This is a genomic window from Pseudomonas sp. ADAK7 (genome assembly GCF_012935675.1).
In the GTDB taxonomy this organism is placed as follows: domain Bacteria; phylum Pseudomonadota; class Gammaproteobacteria; order Pseudomonadales; family Pseudomonadaceae; genus Aquipseudomonas.
Genome location: NZ_CP052861.1, coordinates 2,055,594 through 2,071,889, shown reverse-complemented (window position 1 = coordinate 2,071,889; position 16,296 = coordinate 2,055,594). Strand labels below are relative to the sequence as shown.

Genomic DNA, 16,296 nt, shown 5'->3' with positions numbered 1-16,296 from the left:
CCCCTCTTATGCAAAAAGTGGAACCGGCTGACGGTTTTGCTCCACTCACTGGCGACCCTTTCCGTGGAGCACTCTTCATGATCAGTTTCAAAGCCTTGCAGCATCGCCTCGACCATTCATTCAGCAACAGCCAGACCAACACTGACGAGGCGGCCCTCGACGCTGCGGACAGTGGCTCGCCCGAAGACATGATGGCGTTCAGCGACGCGTCGCAGAAAATGGCCACCGCGACCTCGGTGTTGAGCGAAGGCCTGCGCGCCCAGCACGGTTTGACGAAAGCGATAATCGATGGAATTCAATGACTTCGTTGCGGTGATCACCCAGTGGTGCGAGCAAGGTGCTGGCGCACCGCTGGACTGTTGGATCGACGAGGCCAACGCCCGACTCGCCCGCTGCGAAGACGGCGTGCGTTGCAGCATCGACGTGCTGGACCCGTACGACGCTGCCGACCCTGATCGCTTGACCGCGCTGCTGATCCAGAGCAGCGCTGGCGTGGCTTGCCACTGCGAAGGCGCGCTGGCGATCGATCCCGACAGTCACTGCCTGGTGCTGGTCAGTTGGCAGGCGCCGCCCTGTGCCGCCCCGGTGTTGCTGCAACGCCTGGAACACCTGGCCAATCAGCGCGCCGCGATGCTCAGCCTGTTACAGCATTCTTTGGGCAGCCTGGCGAATGCTGCGTTGCCCCGTTCGACCCTCAATACCTGGCAACCCGGAGCGTGAAATGAAGGCCTTTAAGTGGTTGCCTTGGCTATTGATCTGGATGAGTGCCTCGGCCTTCGCCGCCGTGCCGCCAGCCTGGAAACACACGGCGTACGCCTATGACGCCAGTCAGGCGGATCTGGCGACGGCGCTGGCCGATTTCGCCAAGGAGTTTGGCCTGGGCTTTGAAATGGAGCCGGTGGACGGCATCGTGGATGGCCGTATCAAGGCGCCAAACCCCCAGGCGTTTCTGGAGCGATTGAGTCAGGAACATCACTTCCAGTGGTTCGTCTACAACGAGACGTTGTACATCAGCCCGACCAGCGAGCAGACCTCGGCGCGCATCGAGGTGTCCCCGGATGCGGTGGATGACCTCAAGAGTGCCCTGACCGACGTCGGCCTGCTGGATACGCGATTCGGCTGGGGCGCCTTGCCCGACGAAGGCGTGGTGCTGGTGCGCGGGCCGGCCAAGTACGTCAATTTCGTGCGCGACTACAGCAAGAAAGTCGACACCCCGGACGAGAAGCAGGACATCGTCGTGCTGCCGTTGAAGTACGCCAACGCCGCCGACCGCACCATTCGCTATCGCGACCAGCAACTGACGGTGGCCGGGGTCGCGAGCATTCTTCAGGACTTGCTCGAAACCCGCTCCCGGGGCGATACGATCAACGGCGTCAACCTGCTCCAGGGCGCCGGGCTGGGTGCCGGTGGCAGTCCCTATGGCGGCGGTTCGACGCTGCTCGGCGGGCTCGACACCGACAACCTGCAAAAAGGCCTGGATCAGGTGCTGGCCAACACCGGCTCGAAGAAGGGCAAAGGCGCGGCGGGCAACAAGTCGCGGATCCGTGTCAGCGCCGATGTGCGCAACAACGCGGTGCTGATCTATGACTTGCCCAAGCGCAAGGCGTTGTATCAGAAGCTGGTCAAACAGCTCGATCAACCGCGCAACCTGATCGAAATCGATGCGGTGATTCTCGACATCAACCGCGAAGACCTGGCCGAGCTGTCCAGCAGTTGGAACATCTGGGCCGGCGGCACCAATGTCAGTGCCTCGCTGCTCGATTCCGGTTCCAGCTCAACCTTGTCGGTGGAAAACTCCGGTCGCTTCGCCCTGGCCATTCATGCGCTGGAAGGCAAGGGCTCGGCGACGGTGGTGGGCAATCCGTCGATCCTGACCCTGGAAAACCAACCGGCGGTGATCGACTTCAGTCGCACCGAATACCTGACCGCCACCGGCGAACGGGTCGCCGATATCCAGCCGATTACTGCCGGGACCAGTTTGCAGGTGATTCCGCGCTCGCTGAATCACGAAGGCAGGTCCCAGGTGCAACTGATCCTCGACATCGAAGACGGACAGATCGACGCCTCTGTACTCAACCCCTCGCAACCGAGCGTGCGCAAAGGCAACGTCAGCACCCAGGCAGTGATCGCCGAACACGGGTCGTTGGTGGTCGGTGGGTTCCATGTATTGGAGTCCGACGACAAGGTGCGCAAGATTCCTTACCTCAGCGCCATTCCGCTGATCGGCAAACTGCTGTTCACGTCCAGCAGCCACCGCACCAGCAAACGCGAGCGGCTGTTTATCCTCACCCCACGGCTGATCGGTGATCAGGTCGACCCGTCGCGCTACGTCGAAAACGGCAACCCGGATGACGTGGATGCGGCGTCCAAACGCATCAGCGGTCGGCGTGACGGCGCGCTACCGACGCGCATCGATGTGCAGAAAGCCTTCACCCAATTGCTCGATGGCATCGCTCCGGCCGGGTTCACCAGCAGTGACCAATTGCCGTTCATTCCCAACACCTTGTGCGACTCGAATTCAGGTGTGGCCATCGATGGCGAACGCGCCCAGTGGTACACGCAAAAGCAGTGGGGCGTGGCGGTGGTGGTGGCGCGCAACACCAGCGACAAACCCCAGCGCATCGATGAAAGCACTTGCGGCGGACGCTGGGTGTTGGGCGTCAGTGCTTGGCCCAAGGCCTGGCTGCAACCGGGGGAAGAAAGCGAGGTGTTCATTGCCGTGCGCCAACCCAAATCACTCACGGCCAACGCCCAGGCGCGCGCCTCGTTACTCAAGGGAACGACACCATGAACCAGGTTTTGTGTGGGACGTTGCTGGCGTTGTGCGCGCTGTTGGCCGGTTGCGCGGGCTCGGGTTCCGGGTGTGTGGCCGAGGCATGCGATCGGCCCGATTCCAACGATCGCGAACTGGTGATCTGGTGGCCGGCGGACATGCGCCAGGGCCTCGAAGCGCGTGAGCGCACGCTCGACTTCACCGTCGTGCCATTAAGGGATTGAAGGCTATGATCCGAGTTTCAGAGAAGTCGGCGTTCTACGCCCAAGTCGCCGCCGAACAGGCTGCGGTCTGGCCGGTCGCGGCGGGTATTTCGTTCGTCAGTCGCCGCGAACACCAGGACTGGGGCATCGCCTTGCACATCGAAAGCCGTTCGTTGAAACCCCAGCAATTGCGCACGGCACTGGAGCGGCGCTTCACCCAGTCGCACCTGTTTCCCGATTACTTTCTGTTCCTCGATTCCCAGCGCGACTTCGTGGTCTGGCACGCCACGCCCATGGGCGCGGGCAGCCACGTGTCCCTGGACGATATCCGCCAGCATCAACTGCTGCTGGCGGGGCTCGATCACTTGGGCGATGGCGCTTACTGACCTTCCCGAGTGTTCTCGATTTGCGCGCGCAGGGCATTGGCCCGGCGATTGATGACGGCAGCGCCCTGCAGTTCGATGTTCGGTTGGGCGACGGCGGCTGGCGTCTGCGCTGGCGGGTTGTCGAGGGCCTTGCGCACACTGCCGTGGGCCTGGAATGTCTGGTTCATGGTGCGATAAGCCAGGCCCATGGCCGCAGCGGTGCCGGCATTGCCGAGGAAGCTGCCGAGGGCGGTTGAGGTATTGCCACGGGTGACTTCGCCCATGGCCATGTTGATTGCGCTGGCCAGGCTGGTCCAGGCCACGCGCGCCGGGGACTGATCGAGAATCCGCCCGTAATCCTTGAGCGGCAGGCTCGCTTCGAATTGTTGCGTGGTGCCGGCCTGGCGTGTGTCGAAATGCTTTTGCAGATGATTGTCCATGATCGCGATCACGGTGTTGAACGCCGCGCGCGTACCGGCCAGGGTCTGGATCGATTTGGCCAGCGCTTCACCCCGCAGCGGCAAATGATCGGCGCCGGTCAATGCCGGGCTCGACAGCGTCTGGCCCGGCGGCAAAGTCTGCGGGCTGACCGAATCCTGGACGAAGCCCATGGTCAGGGTCATCGCGCCGTAGGCCCAGCCGAGCAGGGCCATGTTGTCCTGATTGACCCCGTGGGTCTTGGTGTCGTCGTGCTTGCCGGTCATGCTCAGGCTGGCCTGCATCGCTTCGCGCGATACGGCGTAGATCACGTTGCGCAACTGGGTCGAGAGAATCCGCGCGCTCAAGGCGCCGTCACCGCGAGCAGCACCGAGTGCGCCGAGGCTCAGGTAGATCGCTTCGGCGACCACTTGATTGCGGGTGACGTTGCGCGAATCGCGCTGCATCTGCGTGCGCAGGGCATCCTGTTTGTCGGGCGCCAGGCCATTCCACTTCGCTTCGCTCAGGGCAAAGTGACCACGCACGGCGACGTTCGATTCGGCGCCCAGACGCTCCAGGCGCGGTTGGCGCACGTAGACCTGGGTGGCAATCGACGCCAGGGAAATCGCCGCTTGCAGCACCAGGGCGCCACCGGGGCTTTTTTCCGCCAGGCCATCGGCCAGCGCGCTGTAGGCGTGCATGAACGCGACTTCGCGCACGTAGGTCGGCAACCCACAAGTGGCCATCTGTTGCAGGGTCTGGCCGGCGGCCGCGAGCGTGGTGCGACCGGACGGCAGATTCGCCGCGCTGTCACTCCAGGCCTGGATCGCGCCGCTCTTGAGCTGATCGCGCACCGCACCCCCGGCGGTGCTGGCGCTTGCATAGGCCGGCGCCAGATAACTGCGGTGGAACGTCTGGCCCAGGCTCATCGCCGCTTGTGCCGCCCGCGCAGTGAAACCAGGTGGGGGCGGCGGTGTTTGCCCGCGCTCAAGATCCGCCGGGGTTCGGTTGCGGCCCAGGGGTTGCAATTCGAGGCGCGTCGGCGGGGCGATGCCGGGTGCTGCGGGTCTCATGTCCATGCCGGATTCCTCTTGGGTAGCGCGGCGGGCGAAGGCGCGACGAAACTGTCGGCCAGTCGGGCAACATCCAGCAGCCAGTCGGCGAAGGCCTCGCCGTCCAGCCCTTTGCAATCCCAGCGGGCTTGCAGGCAACTGCCGTGGGGCGCGAGGGCCACGGCGCAACCGCTCAGCAGCATTAATTGCAGGTTGGCGCGTAAGGCTAGTTCACGTTGAGCGGCACTGCGCAGCGGGGCCTCGATGATTGTGCTGACCAGCAGGTGGCGCTGGTCGCCATCGGCGATCACTTCGAACGACCGGGCGCCGAGCTGGATCATCCCGACGGTCTGAATCTGTGCCTCGGGCGGGGCGGTGATGCCCAGTTGCTGCATCGCCTGAATCAGCAAGGGCCGATGCCAGTGCTGGTCCATCGCCGCTTTGGCCGCTGGCGCCGTGACAGGATTCGACGCGGGCGCCGGACCTGGCGTTGTTTCGGCGCGGGCCGTTCCTGACGTCAACGCGGTAGCCCCCGCGACCAGGCTTTCCGCGACGGCGATCAGATGGTCGAGTTCGGCGGCTAGCCCTGGGTGATCCGAGTACGCCTGAAACCCCAGGCGCTTGACCAGCAAGCCATGTCCGCGTTCGTCCAGTGCGCCGGTGCAAGCGCTCATGGCGCTGATCGCGCAGTTGGCCCGCAGCAGCAGTTCGTTCCATTGCAGCGGGGTCAGGGTTTCGGGACGCGGTAGCTGTGCCAGCACGATCCACTGCGCGAAAGGTTCGGTTTGCCAAAGGCTCAGTTGCAGCGTCAGCCCCGGCAGTTGCAACTCGCCGCTGCGGGCGAAATCCCGGGCCTGTTGCGGCGCTACGCCAAGGTGTTTGGCGGCGTTCAATAACCAGGGTGTGGCGGCATCGGGAATGGGCGTAAGTTGCGACGAATTCATGAGCTGCACTGCCGAAAGTTTTGAAGGCCATTGAAGCCTTTTAACGTTGCAGTTTCGTGAATGCGCCGCTCTGAATCAGTGGTCTTCGAGCTGAATGATCTCGTCGGTGATTTCGTCGAGCTGACGGATCACCTGGTAGATATGCGCCACTTCCAGCAGGGTCGGGCGCGGGATATGGCGACCGGTCCTGACCTTGTACAAGGTGCGCGCCAGCCACACGCTTTGCACGATCGGAATCTTCGCCCGTTTCGCCCGTTCGATCAGCGCCAGGGCGTCTTCGTCTTCGCCCTTGCAGTGGATCAGCGGCAACGGCGTCTGGCCTGGCCGGTAGTACAACGCCACCGCGAAGTGCGTCGGGTTGACCAGCAGCAGATCGGCGTCCTCCAGCGGTTTGGCCGGCGTGGTCGGTTCTTCGTTGAGCAGTTCGTGGGCCAGTTGCCGACGATGACCCTTGACGTGCGGATCGCCCTCGGACTCCTTGTATTCCTTCTTGATGTCCTCGTGGCTCATGCGCATTTTCTTGGCGTGGAAATACTTTTGCAGCGCGTAGTCGACCAAGGCCAGGACCAGCAGCAAACCGAGGGTGGTGCGCAGGATGCTGCGAAACAGCGTCAGCAGCGCATGCCAGTAGGTGGTCAGGTCCGAGTCCGCCAGCAGGATCAATTTGCCCAGCACCGGTTTGATCGACACGTACAGCGTCGCGCCGATGGCGATGGCCTTGAGGATGCTCAGCAGCAGGGTCGTCAGGTTCTGCCCGGAAAACATCTGCTTGAGGTGGCCGATGGGGTTGAGCTTGCCGAGGTCGATTTTCAACGCCTTGGGCGCGAACAGAAATCCGATTTGCAACCAACTGCCGGCCATGCGCATCAGCATGGCCACGCCGACACTTAGCAGAATGAAGGTGATCAACACCCAGGTGGCCTCGCCGATCAGTTCGGTCAGGGTGCTGAGGAACGGTTCGTTCATGCGTTTCAATGACAGGGTCAGCAGGTATTCCAGCTTCTCCACGCTTTGATCGGCCATGCCCAGGCAGACCTCGCTGACCACCATCAGCACCAGCAATTTGCTCAGGTCCTGGCTTTGCCCGACCTGGCCTTTTTCCCGGGCATCGCGCAGTTTCTTCGGCGTGGCCTTTTCAGTTTTTTCGCTCATGGCACCAGCACCAGATGGCCGAGCAGAAACTTGAGATCGAGCAGCTTTTGCAATTGGCCGTTGCCCAACTCCAGCAGGGTCGGCAGGTACACCAGCAGGAACGCCAGCCCGGCCATACTCTTGGCCGGCATCGCCAGCACCGAGACGTTCAACTGTTGGGCGTACAAGCCGACGATGGCGAACGCGGCCTCGATCAACAGCAGCAGGCCAATGAACGGCGCGGCGTAGAGCAGCGCGTGTTGCAGGGTCAGGTTCAATTGGCCGAGGAAAATATCCAGGCCTTGGGCGTTCATTCCGGGCAACCACACGGTGGGCGGCCAGACTTCATAGCTGTCCCAAATCACCTGGGTGATCAGCGACAGACCACCGGACAGAATCACCAGCATGATCAACGCTTCCTGGAATAGCTCGCCCAACGGCGTGGCGTCCGGCCCCAGCGACGGGTTCATCTGCCCGCCACTCAGGGCGCCGCGCTGGCTGTCGAGCAAGGCGCCGACCGTGGCGAACATCCAGAACGGTGCATACAGCAACAACCCCAGCAACACCCCGAGCACCGACTCCTTGAGCAGCAAGCCGACGATGGTGTACCAGTTGTCGTTTTCCAGGGCCAGCACCCGGCCGATGCTCGGTGCCGGCACCAGGGAGATCGCGCAGGTCACGCCGTAGCGCAGCGGCCCTTTGATGTGCTTGAAGCAGAATGCCGGGACCAGGATCAGGCACGGCAGAATCCGTGCGATGGCCAGGCCCATGCCGAGCATCAGCTCGAACAGTTGCTCGGCGTTGAACGGCATCAATGGGCGCCGCCGGAGCGGGCAATCAGGTCGAACGAGAGGTTGATGAACTGGATCAATTCGACGCCGATCCAGCGCCCGGTCGCCGCCAGGGTCAGGCCCACGGCGGCCAGCTTGATGCCGAAGGGCAAGGTCTGGTCCTGGATCTGCATCAGCGCCTGCAACAGCGACGTCAGCACGCCGACCAACACCGCGACGCCGAGGGTCGGCGCGGTGAGGATGACCACCAGGAACATGCCTTGCTTGAACAGTGCCAATGCTTCCACGGTGGGCCTCACATATAGGAATAAAACAGACTGTCGAGCAGCCGCGACCAACCCTGGACCAGCACGAATAGCAACAGCTTGAGCGGCAGCGAGATGGTCATGGGCGAGACCATTTGCATGCCCAGCGCCAGCAGCAGGTTGGAGACGATCAGGTCGATGACAATGAAGGGGATGTAGATCAGAAACCCGATCTGGAACCCGGCCTGCAACTCCGAAAGCACGAACGCCGGGATCGCCAGCAGCAGGTCATTGCTGCTGGCCTTTTCCGCCATTTCTGCCGGCCACATGCGGTGGGTGTTTTCCAGCAAATGGGCCTGCACATCCGGGTCGGTGTTGCGGCTCATGAAGCGCTGGATCGGCTCCATCACCGTATTGGCGCTGACCTGGAGTTTTTCCGTGGTGCCCATTTCCAGTGGGTTGTCCTGCACCCGCTGCTGGATTTCATGCGCCACCGGGGCCATGACGAACATCGTCGCGGCCAGGGCGATGCCGTACATCGCCATGTTCGGCGGCACTTGCTGCACGCCGATGGCGTTGCGGGTGATCAGCAGCACCATGGAGATTTTCAGGAACGCCGTGCACACGATCAGAAACAACGGGACCAATGACAGCGCGCCCAGCAGCAGCGCGAGCATGATCGGGTTCATGCCTTCCATGATCATCGGTCGAATACCACCCGGGTAATTTGCAGGCCGAGGCGCCCGTCGACATCCACCAATTCGCCGTGGGCGACAACGCGCTCGCCATGGCACAGGGTGGCTTCGCCGGGCGTCACGCCGGCAACGTCCAGCACCGAACCCGGCGCCAGGCGTTGCAAGGCTTCCAGGCTCAGGTTGACGCTGCCACTGCGCACCGTCAGGTCGAGGCTCAAACCGGCCAGGGGCGAGGAGGGCAGGACCGGGTCCTGGGCAATCGATTCGTCTGGCGCTTGCTCGTCGACGGGCTCGGTCACTTCGATGTCGGCTTCGGCGATGTCGCCGTCAATCTCCGGCAAATCGTCTTCGTACAGTGGGTCATTGTCCATCGTGAAGGTCCTTTTCGCGGATCAGCCGCAGTTGCAAGTTGCCGTCGATCGCCTCGGCATCGACCGCCCAATCACGGGCACCCAATCGCAGGTGGCCGTGTCCTTCGCTGTCGAACCCCGGCTCGTTGGGCAGCACCACATCGCCCACCCGTAGCGAGCCCAATTGCTGAATCGTCAGGGCCAGGCGGCCGAGCACCACCGGGTAGTGCAGCGGCCAATCCGCCGGCAGCGCTTGTTCGATGGCCTGCCATTGGGCGGCGTCCAACACCCGCAGCAAAGTGTCGGCGGCGCAACTCAGTACGCCGTGTACGGTTTCGCCCGCCCGTTGCACGCTGAGGCGGCAATCGAAGCGCTCGGGCAGCGGCTCATCGACGCCGTCGAGGGGTTCGAGCGGCGCGAACAACCCGGCCAACGTCGGGCTCAGTTGTTGATTCACGTATTGCCAGTACCAGGGCTGCAGCGGGCCGGCGCAGACTACCGGCGCGGTGCCGAACAGGCTCAACAGCGCATCGGCATTGCCCAGGCGCAACAGGCCACGGGCGCTGCCGAATGGCACGGTGGCAGCGCTATCGAAGGACCGCAGCGGACTCAAGGTCAGGCGCCCGTCATCCCCCGCGCTGGAAAAATCCAGCCAACAACCACGGCCCAGCAATCGGCTGGCGGCGGCGACGCTCGGCGCAACCTGGCGCAGTGTCAGCGGCTTCATGCGACCCCCATCGACAGGTCAACGTCGTGCCCCAGTGCGTCGGCAAACGCGTCTTCGCAGGCTTGATGACGGGCACTCAAACGCGTCAGCACGTCACTGCGCTCGAAGCCCAGTTCAATCGCCCAACGGCTGTCACGCTTGTTCGCCCGCACCTGAACCTTGCCCAGGTTGGGCATCAGCAACGTGGCGCTGAACGGGCGGTTGCCGTAGGCCGGCAGTTGCAGCGCCAGCTCATCAATCAATTGCGTCGGCACGCCGTCGGCCGGGGCGAACATGTTGAAATGGCTGCCGCCACCGGTGCCCGACTGATCGCCCTTGCCGCTGCCCGACGGCACCAGCAGTTGCTCGAAGAACAAGCCGTCGGCATCCAGGTGGCGGGTGCTGTCGCGGCCCTGATTCAGTCGGCTGTCCGCCAAACGACCGCGCTCCGGCTCGTTGCGCCGAGGTTGCGCATTGGCGGCCGCTGGATTGTCGGCCCGGGGCTGGATCGCCGCCGGTGCCGGTTTCTGGGGCGGACGCGGCGCCTGGTGCTGGATCGGTGCGTTCAAAAGCTCATTCCTCATTCAGGGTCTCGCTCATGCAGGCGAGTTTTTCCACGGCGCGCTGGCGGGCCTTGGCTTCCAGCCGCGCTTGCTCGATGCGCAGGTGTTGCTGCTCGATGCCGTAGCGCAATTGGTTGGCGTTCTGGCGGATGTAGGCGAGGCGGTCGAGCATGCGGCGTTCCTTGTCATGCCAGCGGTCGACGTCATCCAGCGCCATGGTTTTCTGCAGGTGCGCGGCCGACAACTGCTGACGCCGGACCTTTTGGTTGTCCCGTTCCTGAACCCACGACTGCTCGGTGAGCCGCAACTGTTCGTACATCGCCTGCAACTCATCCTGCAACTGACGCTGGGCACGTTCGGCACGGGCCTGGCGGTGTTGGCGCAAAGGCGTCAGCACGCCGATCACTTGTTCCAGGGCGGCGCGGTCCGGGTCGGCTTCGAGTTCGTCGTCCATGCTCAACCCGGCAACTGCGAGGTGATTTGCATGAGCAGCTCAAGGGTGGTTTCCAGCGGCACCGGTTCGCGCAGGTCCTGGCGCAGGAAGTCATTGATGGCGTCGTTGAGTTGCACCGCGCAATCGGTCACCGGATCGGACCCAGGCTGGTATTCCCCCAGGCGCAGCAGCATTTCCACTTGCCGATAGGACGCCATCAACCGGCGCAGGCGATTGTTGGCTTGCTGGTGTTCGCGGCCGGTGACGTTGCTGAGGATCCGGCTGATGCTGGCCGGCACATCGATGGCCGGGTAATGCCCGCGCTCGGCGAGTTTGCGCGAGAGCACGATATGGCCGTCGAGCAGCGAACGCACTTCGTCGGCCACCGGATCGTTCATCGAATCCTGTTCGATCAGCACCGTATAGATCGCGGTGATCGAGCCGTTTTCGCTCATGCCGGCGCGTTCGACCAGTTGTGGCAGCAAGGTGTACACCGACGGTGGCAACCCCCCACGGCCCAAGGGTTCGCCGGCGGCGAGGCCGATTTCGCGTTGGGCTCGGGCAAACCGGGTCAGGGAGTCGATCAGCAACAAGACTTTCATGCCGCGATTGCGAAAAGCCTCGGCGATGGCGGTGGCGGTGAACGCCGCGCGGGCGCGCTCCATGCTGGAGCGGTCGGATGTGGCGCAGATCAGCACTGAACGCTGGCGCAGGGTGTCGTCCAGTTCATGGTCGAGGAATTCGCGCAGCTCGCGTCCGCGCTCACCGATCAAACCGAACACGATCACATCGCAATCCATGTTGCGCGCCATCTCCGCCAGCAGCGTGGTCTTGCCGCAACCGGCCCCGGCGAACAGCCCGACCCGTTGCCCTTCGCCCAACAGGATAGCGCTGTCGATGGCGCGGATGCCGGTGGGCAGCGCCGTGCTGATCCGCGGTTTTTGCATCGGTGGCAAAGCGTCGGCGATCACCGGGGTGGTGGTGCGGCGGTCATACGGCCCGGCAAACGCGCCGTCGCCGTCTCCCAGCAGCGGCCGGCCGAAACCGTCGAGCACGCGGCCAAGCAAACTGTCATCGACGCCGATGCGATGGGCCATGCCCAGCGGCCGAATGCGCGCGCCAACCTGAATGCCGTCCGGCGTGCCGAGGGCGCTGAGCAAGGTGCATTGCGGGGTGAAACCGACAATCTCGGCGAGCATGCTGTGGCCGTCGGCCTTGCTCACTTCGCACAGGTCACCGATCTTTGCGGCGGGCACCTGGCATTCGAGCAGGATGCCGTTGACCGCCGACACCCGGCCGCTGATGCGCACCGCCGAACAGTTCGACAGGCGCGAGGTTTGTTCGTGGGTCCATTGCGCCAGGGCGGTGCTCACCAGCGCACCTCGACATGCCGGTCACCGTCGAACTCGATGCGCTGCTCGTCGATCCGGCTCAGGCGCAGACCGTTGAGCACATCGCCGATGTACAGCCGTTGGCCCTCGCTGGTGACCAAGTGCGCGTTGGTGCCGCTGATGATCTGCACGATCACAAACGGCAGGCCGGCCCCCGCGGTGGCGACCTCGTCGAGCAGCGGCACCGGCAGTTCGTAACGTTCGTTGAAGCGTTGCAGCATGCGCTGATAAACCAGCAGCGCGTCGTCTTTCAGGCCCCCCTTGAGGGCCAGGCCTTCGCCGCTGTCTTCGACGCTGACGTCGGTCAACAATCGGTCGCTGAGTAGCGCGTTGAGCTGGCGGCGTACGGCGTCGCGGCTCGCAAGTTTCACCTTCGATGGTGACGCTGCGTTGGTTTTCGAAGGGGCGGGCGCGGCAATGGCGGCCACGGGCGCGCTGATGGCTTCGCTCGGCTGGCTGGCGCTGCGACTCAGGCCCCAGGCGCTGCCCATGATGCCCACCAGCACGCCGACGATCACCGCGCCGATGCGGTCGAACCGCGTCGAGCGTCCCGAAACATTCACCAGCGGCGGCGATTGCTCGGCGCTGTCCTGGGCGTTTTCGCTGGGTGCAACCACTGGCACCAGTGGCCAATCCTGCTCGGCCGCCGACAGGCACAACCAGACATTGCCCAGGGCGAAGGTCTGGTTCGGTGTCAGTTCGGTCATCGTGCGCGCATGGCCTTCTTCATCGTTGATCAGGCTGTCTTCGGCCTTCAACTGCCAACCGTCCTCGGTGCGGGTCAGCCGACAATGCAGGGCGGCGACGCCGGGGTCGTACAGCGCCAGATCATGCTCGGCATCGGCACCGATCAGCCACTGCTCGCCAATCAACGGCAACGCGGCGCCCTGGTGCAGACCACTCAATACCCGCAGCTCAAACATCACGACAGTCTCCAGGCATCAGGCCGCATAGTCGTCCTCCAGCGCTTGCTGGTCGTCTTCGAGATCGAAACGGCCCATCACTTTCACTTCGGCGACGTTGCTGATCTCGGCGAAGGACAGCACCGGCACGTGGTGGAATTCATCCTGCAACAAGGTGCGCAACGGGCTGCGCAAGTCCTGGGCGACCAGCAACACGGCGCGCTCGGCGGCGCGCAGGGGGAAGGCGATGCGCAGTTGCTGCACCAGTTGCTGGCTCGAGCCGTTGCTCAAGGCAAAGAAGGTTTCGGTCTGGGTCTGGCGCAGGCTGTCGCGCAGGATGCCTTCGCTTTCCGGGGTCAGCAGCCACACCAGCAAACCGTTGGCGCCGCAGTACTGGTTGTAGATCAGCGATTTGAGGGCGATGCGCACGTAGTCGGTGAGGGCGGTGATGTCGCGTTCATGCTGACCGTGTTCGATCAGGGTTTCGGCAATCACCCGGATCGCCCGCAACGGCACGCATTCGGACGCCAGGCGTTGCAGCACCGAGGAGAAGCGCGCCAGCGGCAGCACCCGTTGCATTTCCTGGGCGAGTTCCGGTTGCTCGGATTCGAGCCAGCCGAGGATCGCCTTGGTTTCCTGCAAACCGATGAACTGCGGCCCGCAGGCCTGCAAGGCGCGCTCCATGCGTTCGACAATCAGGGTGCTGGCGCTGATGGTTTCCACTGGGCTGTCCTGCAATTGCGCAGCGTCGGCCGGCAACCACAGCCATTGGCTTTCCTGGCGGTCGAGACTGCCGGCCACTGCCTGCTCGTACTGCCCGGCGTCCAGGGTATCGACGTCGATGGCGACGTGGGTCTGGTTGAACGTGGCCTTGAGCATCGGCACTTCATAGACCGAGAAACGGAACTCGTCCGGCGCCAGGTGCTCGGCGGTTTCGATGATGAACGAGGGCAGGGTCAGGCCGTAATGCACCACCAGGCGATTGCGCCGCTGACGGATTTCGCTGACCAGCGCTTCGATTTGCGCCATGTTTTGCTGGGGATGGAATTGCAGCAAAAACTGCCGGCTCGGGGTAAAGGTGCGCAGGTCTTCGTTGCCATTGTCCTCCGGCGCCACGGCGACCGGTTGGTCCTGGCCGGACTTGGGTTTGGCCCGCTGCAATTGCAGCACGCCGCCCAGGCTGCAAATGATCGCGATAACGATGAACACCGCCGTCGGCATCCCTGGCATCGCGGCAAACCCGAGCATCGCCACCGAGGCAATGATCCAGGCCTTGGGCTGGCTGGTGATCTGCTCGGCGATCTCGCGGCCGATGTTGGCTTCCACCCCCGGATTGTCGTTGGACACCCGGGTGATGATCATCCCCGAGGTCACGGAAATCAGCAGCGCCGGGATCTGTGCAATCAAGCCGTCGCCAATGGTCAGCACGGTATACAGCTGCACCGCGTCGCCGGCGCTCATGCCGTGCTGGATCACGCCAATGGAGATCCCGCCGATCATGTTGATCGCGACGATGATCAGGCTGGCGATGGCATCGCCGTTGACAAATTTCATCGCCCCGTCCATGGCCCCGAACAATTGGCTTTCCTTGCCCAGTTCCGAGCGTCGGCGCCGGGCTTCGTGGACGCTGATCAGGTTGGCGCGCAAGTCGCTGTCGATGGACATCTGCTTGCCGGGCATGGCGTCGAGGGTGAACCGCGCGCCGACTTCCGCCACCCGTTCCGAGCCCTTGGTGATCACCAGGAAATTGACCACGGTGAGGATCATGAAAATCACCATGCCCACCGCCAGGTTGCCGCCGACCACGAACTGCCCGAACGCCTCGACGATGTGCCCGGCGTCCTGGTCCAGCAGGATCAGGCGCGTGGTGGAAATCGACAGCGCCAGGCGAAACATCGTGGTGATCAGCAACACCGAGGGGAAGGTCGAGAACGCCAACGGGCGCGGCAAGTGCATGGCCAGCATGATCAACAGGCAGGAAATGCAAATGTTGATCGCAATCAGGATGTCCACCAGCCAGGTGGGCAGCGGGGTAATCATCATGAACACGATGGCGAGCACGACAAACGCGCCCACGATCTCCGAGCGCCGCATGGCTGCCAGGGCGATCTGGTTGAGCGCGTTGATAATCCATTGCATCAGGCAGTGTTCCCCTGGGTCGGGTTTTGCTCTTGGCGGGTGAGCTCCGCCATCAGCGTCAGCAGGTTGCCCAGGGCGGTCTGGCGGGCCTTGAGGTCGCGCCATAACAGAATGGGCAACTGCTGCAGCATCGGACGCAGACCGTTGAGAAAGGCCAGTTGGTGCTTGAGGTGTTTGCCGCCGACAAATTGCGTCAGTTGCAGGGTTTCATGCAGGTTCATGCCTTTGCCCGAGAGCGTCAGCAGGTGCTTGAGGAACGTCGGCGCATTCAATTGCAGTGCGGGGTTTTTGCCGCGCATGCGGCCCAGCAGGTGCTCGCTGGTTTGCAACAGGGTCGCGACATGCCGGGCGGTATTCAGGCCGTGCATGAGGTTGCGCAATTGCTGCTGGGTGCTCGACGGGCTGAGGGCCGCGAGGTCATCGGCGATGGCGCCGCGCAGGTCGCGCAGGGTCGGGGCGAATTGCCGTTCGCCTTCGTCCTGGCCGAGCAGGGTATCGATCAGCCCGGAGATGCTTTGTTGGCCGACCACCCCTGAATAGTACAAATCGCGCAAGGTTTGCCGGCGTCGCGGGTTGAGGCTGGACTTGGCAAACGCCCGGGCAGTATTGATGCCGGCCTGGGCCTTGTTGCCGTGTTCGCGCCGCAGCAGCTTGAGTTGCTGATTGAGGCTGACATGTTCACCGCTGGCCCCTTCGTTATAGGCCTGGCGCGAGGCGGCCTGAAGCATCACATGGGCCTTGGCCGCGTCGTCGCCACTGAGTGCCAAAACTTGCGCAAGGGTCGGGGTCTGGTTCTTCAGTTGCTTGCGCAGTTCCCGTGCCGCGCTGTCGAGGCCTTTGTCCTGGCTGCCCATCAGCAGTTGATACAGCTCGCCGAGTTTGACGGCCTTGGATTGCAGCGCGTTGGTACTGGCCATCAGGTCGCGCTGGCTCAGCGTGCGGCTTTGCTGAATCAGCGCCGAGGCGAAGCGCGTGACCTGTTGCGTGGCGGTGCCTTGATTGGTCGGCGGCGTGCTCTGGGCAAGCAGCGCCGCCGACTTGACAGGCGTTGCCGGTGCCGGTTGCTGGACATGTGGAATGTTCGGAGCCGCGATCTTCATGGCGCATGTCTGTCAGGGATATGCGCAGTGAGTGGCCGGTCCTGGCCATCCGGTTCCATCGCGATGGCAAACGGAACAGGTGTGCCATTTCTGGTA

The 16,296-nt window shown here is 63.5% G+C and carries 19 protein-coding genes; 5 read left to right on the top strand and 14 right to left on the bottom strand.

The features are described from left to right. Positions 1-77: 77 nt before the first annotated feature. Genes HKK53_RS09580 through HKK53_RS09560 form a run of 5 tightly spaced genes read left to right on the top strand, consistent with a single transcriptional unit; the run spans position 78 to position 3,362 of the window. Positions 78-302, top strand: coding sequence for a type III secretion protein (locus HKK53_RS09580; RefSeq protein WP_133836968.1), 225 nt, complete (start codon positions 78-80; stop codon positions 300-302). Then, complete coding sequence (locus tag HKK53_RS09575; RefSeq protein WP_169370624.1) at positions 289-720, top strand: type III secretion protein; 432 nt, start codon at positions 289-291, stop codon at positions 718-720. The genes HKK53_RS09580 and HKK53_RS09575 overlap by 14 nt, the downstream gene beginning before the upstream one ends. Position 721: 1 nt before the next feature. Continuing rightward, complete coding sequence (sctC, locus tag HKK53_RS09570) at positions 722-2,791, top strand: type III secretion system outer membrane ring subunit SctC (protein WP_169370623.1); 2,070 nt, start codon at positions 722-724, stop codon at positions 2,789-2,791. Then, on the top strand, positions 2,788-2,997 hold the full coding sequence (gene hrpT, locus HKK53_RS09565; RefSeq protein WP_169370622.1) for an HrpT family type III secretion system protein: 210 nt from the start codon (positions 2,788-2,790) through the stop codon (positions 2,995-2,997). The genes sctC and hrpT overlap by 4 nt, the downstream gene beginning before the upstream one ends. A gap of 5 nt (positions 2,998-3,002) precedes the next feature. Next, on the top strand, positions 3,003-3,362 hold the full coding sequence (locus HKK53_RS09560) for a type III secretion protein HrpV (RefSeq protein WP_169370621.1): 360 nt from the start codon (positions 3,003-3,005) through the stop codon (positions 3,360-3,362). Here the strand turns inward: HKK53_RS09560 and HKK53_RS09555 are convergent. From HKK53_RS09555 to sctW, 14 genes are all read right to left on the bottom strand, one after another. Next, complete coding sequence (locus HKK53_RS09555; protein ID WP_169370620.1) at positions 3,356-4,837, bottom strand: hypothetical protein; 1,482 nt, start codon at positions 4,835-4,837, stop codon at positions 3,356-3,358. The genes HKK53_RS09560 and HKK53_RS09555 overlap by 7 nt on opposite strands. After that, positions 4,828-5,754 carry a type III secretion system chaperone gene (locus HKK53_RS09550; RefSeq protein WP_169370619.1) on the bottom strand — a complete coding sequence of 309 codons (927 nt, stop codon included), beginning with the start codon at positions 5,752-5,754 and terminating at the stop codon, positions 4,828-4,830. Before HKK53_RS09550 ends, HKK53_RS09555 begins: the two co-directional genes overlap by 10 nt. Positions 5,755-5,829: 75 nt before the next feature. Further along, positions 5,830-6,906: a type III secretion system export apparatus subunit SctU gene (sctU, locus tag HKK53_RS09545; RefSeq protein ID WP_169370618.1), complete on the bottom strand. Its 1,077-nt coding sequence runs from the start codon at positions 6,904-6,906 to the stop codon at positions 5,830-5,832. Next, positions 6,903-7,697: a type III secretion system export apparatus subunit SctT gene (gene sctT, locus HKK53_RS09540; protein WP_169370617.1), complete on the bottom strand. Its 795-nt coding sequence runs from the start codon at positions 7,695-7,697 to the stop codon at positions 6,903-6,905. Before sctT ends, sctU begins: the two co-directional genes overlap by 4 nt. Next, positions 7,697-7,963 carry a type III secretion system export apparatus subunit SctS gene (sctS, locus tag HKK53_RS09535; RefSeq protein WP_123365535.1) on the bottom strand — a complete coding sequence of 89 codons (267 nt, stop codon included), beginning with the start codon at positions 7,961-7,963 and terminating at the stop codon, positions 7,697-7,699. The genes sctT and sctS overlap by 1 nt, the downstream gene beginning before the upstream one ends. An 8-nt stretch (positions 7,964-7,971) precedes the next feature. Next, the gene (sctR, locus tag HKK53_RS09530; RefSeq protein WP_169370616.1) at positions 7,972-8,625 is read right to left on the bottom strand and encodes a type III secretion system export apparatus subunit SctR; all 654 of its coding nucleotides are present in this window, start codon (positions 8,623-8,625) and stop codon (positions 7,972-7,974) included. Beyond that, positions 8,622-8,987 carry a FliM/FliN family flagellar motor switch protein gene (locus HKK53_RS09525; protein WP_169370615.1) on the bottom strand — a complete coding sequence of 122 codons (366 nt, stop codon included), beginning with the start codon at positions 8,985-8,987 and terminating at the stop codon, positions 8,622-8,624. Before HKK53_RS09525 ends, sctR begins: the two co-directional genes overlap by 4 nt. Then, positions 8,977-9,693 carry a type III secretion system protein gene (locus HKK53_RS09520; RefSeq protein WP_169370614.1) on the bottom strand — a complete coding sequence of 239 codons (717 nt, stop codon included), beginning with the start codon at positions 9,691-9,693 and terminating at the stop codon, positions 8,977-8,979. The genes HKK53_RS09525 and HKK53_RS09520 overlap by 11 nt, the downstream gene beginning before the upstream one ends. After that, positions 9,690-10,241 carry a type III secretion system HrpP C-terminal domain-containing protein gene (locus HKK53_RS09515; RefSeq protein ID WP_237150762.1) on the bottom strand — a complete coding sequence of 184 codons (552 nt, stop codon included), beginning with the start codon at positions 10,239-10,241 and terminating at the stop codon, positions 9,690-9,692. Before HKK53_RS09515 ends, HKK53_RS09520 begins: the two co-directional genes overlap by 4 nt. A gap of 4 nt (positions 10,242-10,245) precedes the next feature. Next, positions 10,246-10,689: a type III secretion protein gene (locus HKK53_RS09510; protein ID WP_169370613.1), complete on the bottom strand. Its 444-nt coding sequence runs from the start codon at positions 10,687-10,689 to the stop codon at positions 10,246-10,248. A 2-nt stretch (positions 10,690-10,691) separates the two neighbouring features. After that, complete coding sequence (locus tag HKK53_RS09505) at positions 10,692-12,041, bottom strand: FliI/YscN family ATPase (protein WP_169370612.1); 1,350 nt, start codon at positions 12,039-12,041, stop codon at positions 10,692-10,694. Then, the gene (locus HKK53_RS09500; RefSeq protein WP_169374218.1) at positions 12,038-12,982 is read right to left on the bottom strand and encodes an FHA domain-containing protein; all 945 of its coding nucleotides are present in this window, start codon (positions 12,980-12,982) and stop codon (positions 12,038-12,040) included. Before HKK53_RS09500 ends, HKK53_RS09505 begins: the two co-directional genes overlap by 4 nt. 18 nt (positions 12,983-13,000) lie before the next feature. Next, positions 13,001-15,100 carry a type III secretion system export apparatus subunit SctV gene (gene sctV, locus HKK53_RS09495; RefSeq protein WP_169370611.1) on the bottom strand — a complete coding sequence of 700 codons (2,100 nt, stop codon included), beginning with the start codon at positions 15,098-15,100 and terminating at the stop codon, positions 13,001-13,003. After that, positions 15,100-16,200, bottom strand: a complete 1,101-nt coding sequence (gene sctW / locus HKK53_RS09490; RefSeq protein WP_169370610.1) for a type III secretion system gatekeeper subunit SctW — start codon at positions 16,198-16,200, stop codon at positions 15,100-15,102. The genes sctV and sctW overlap by 1 nt, the downstream gene beginning before the upstream one ends. Positions 16,201-16,296: the final 96 nt, after the last annotated feature.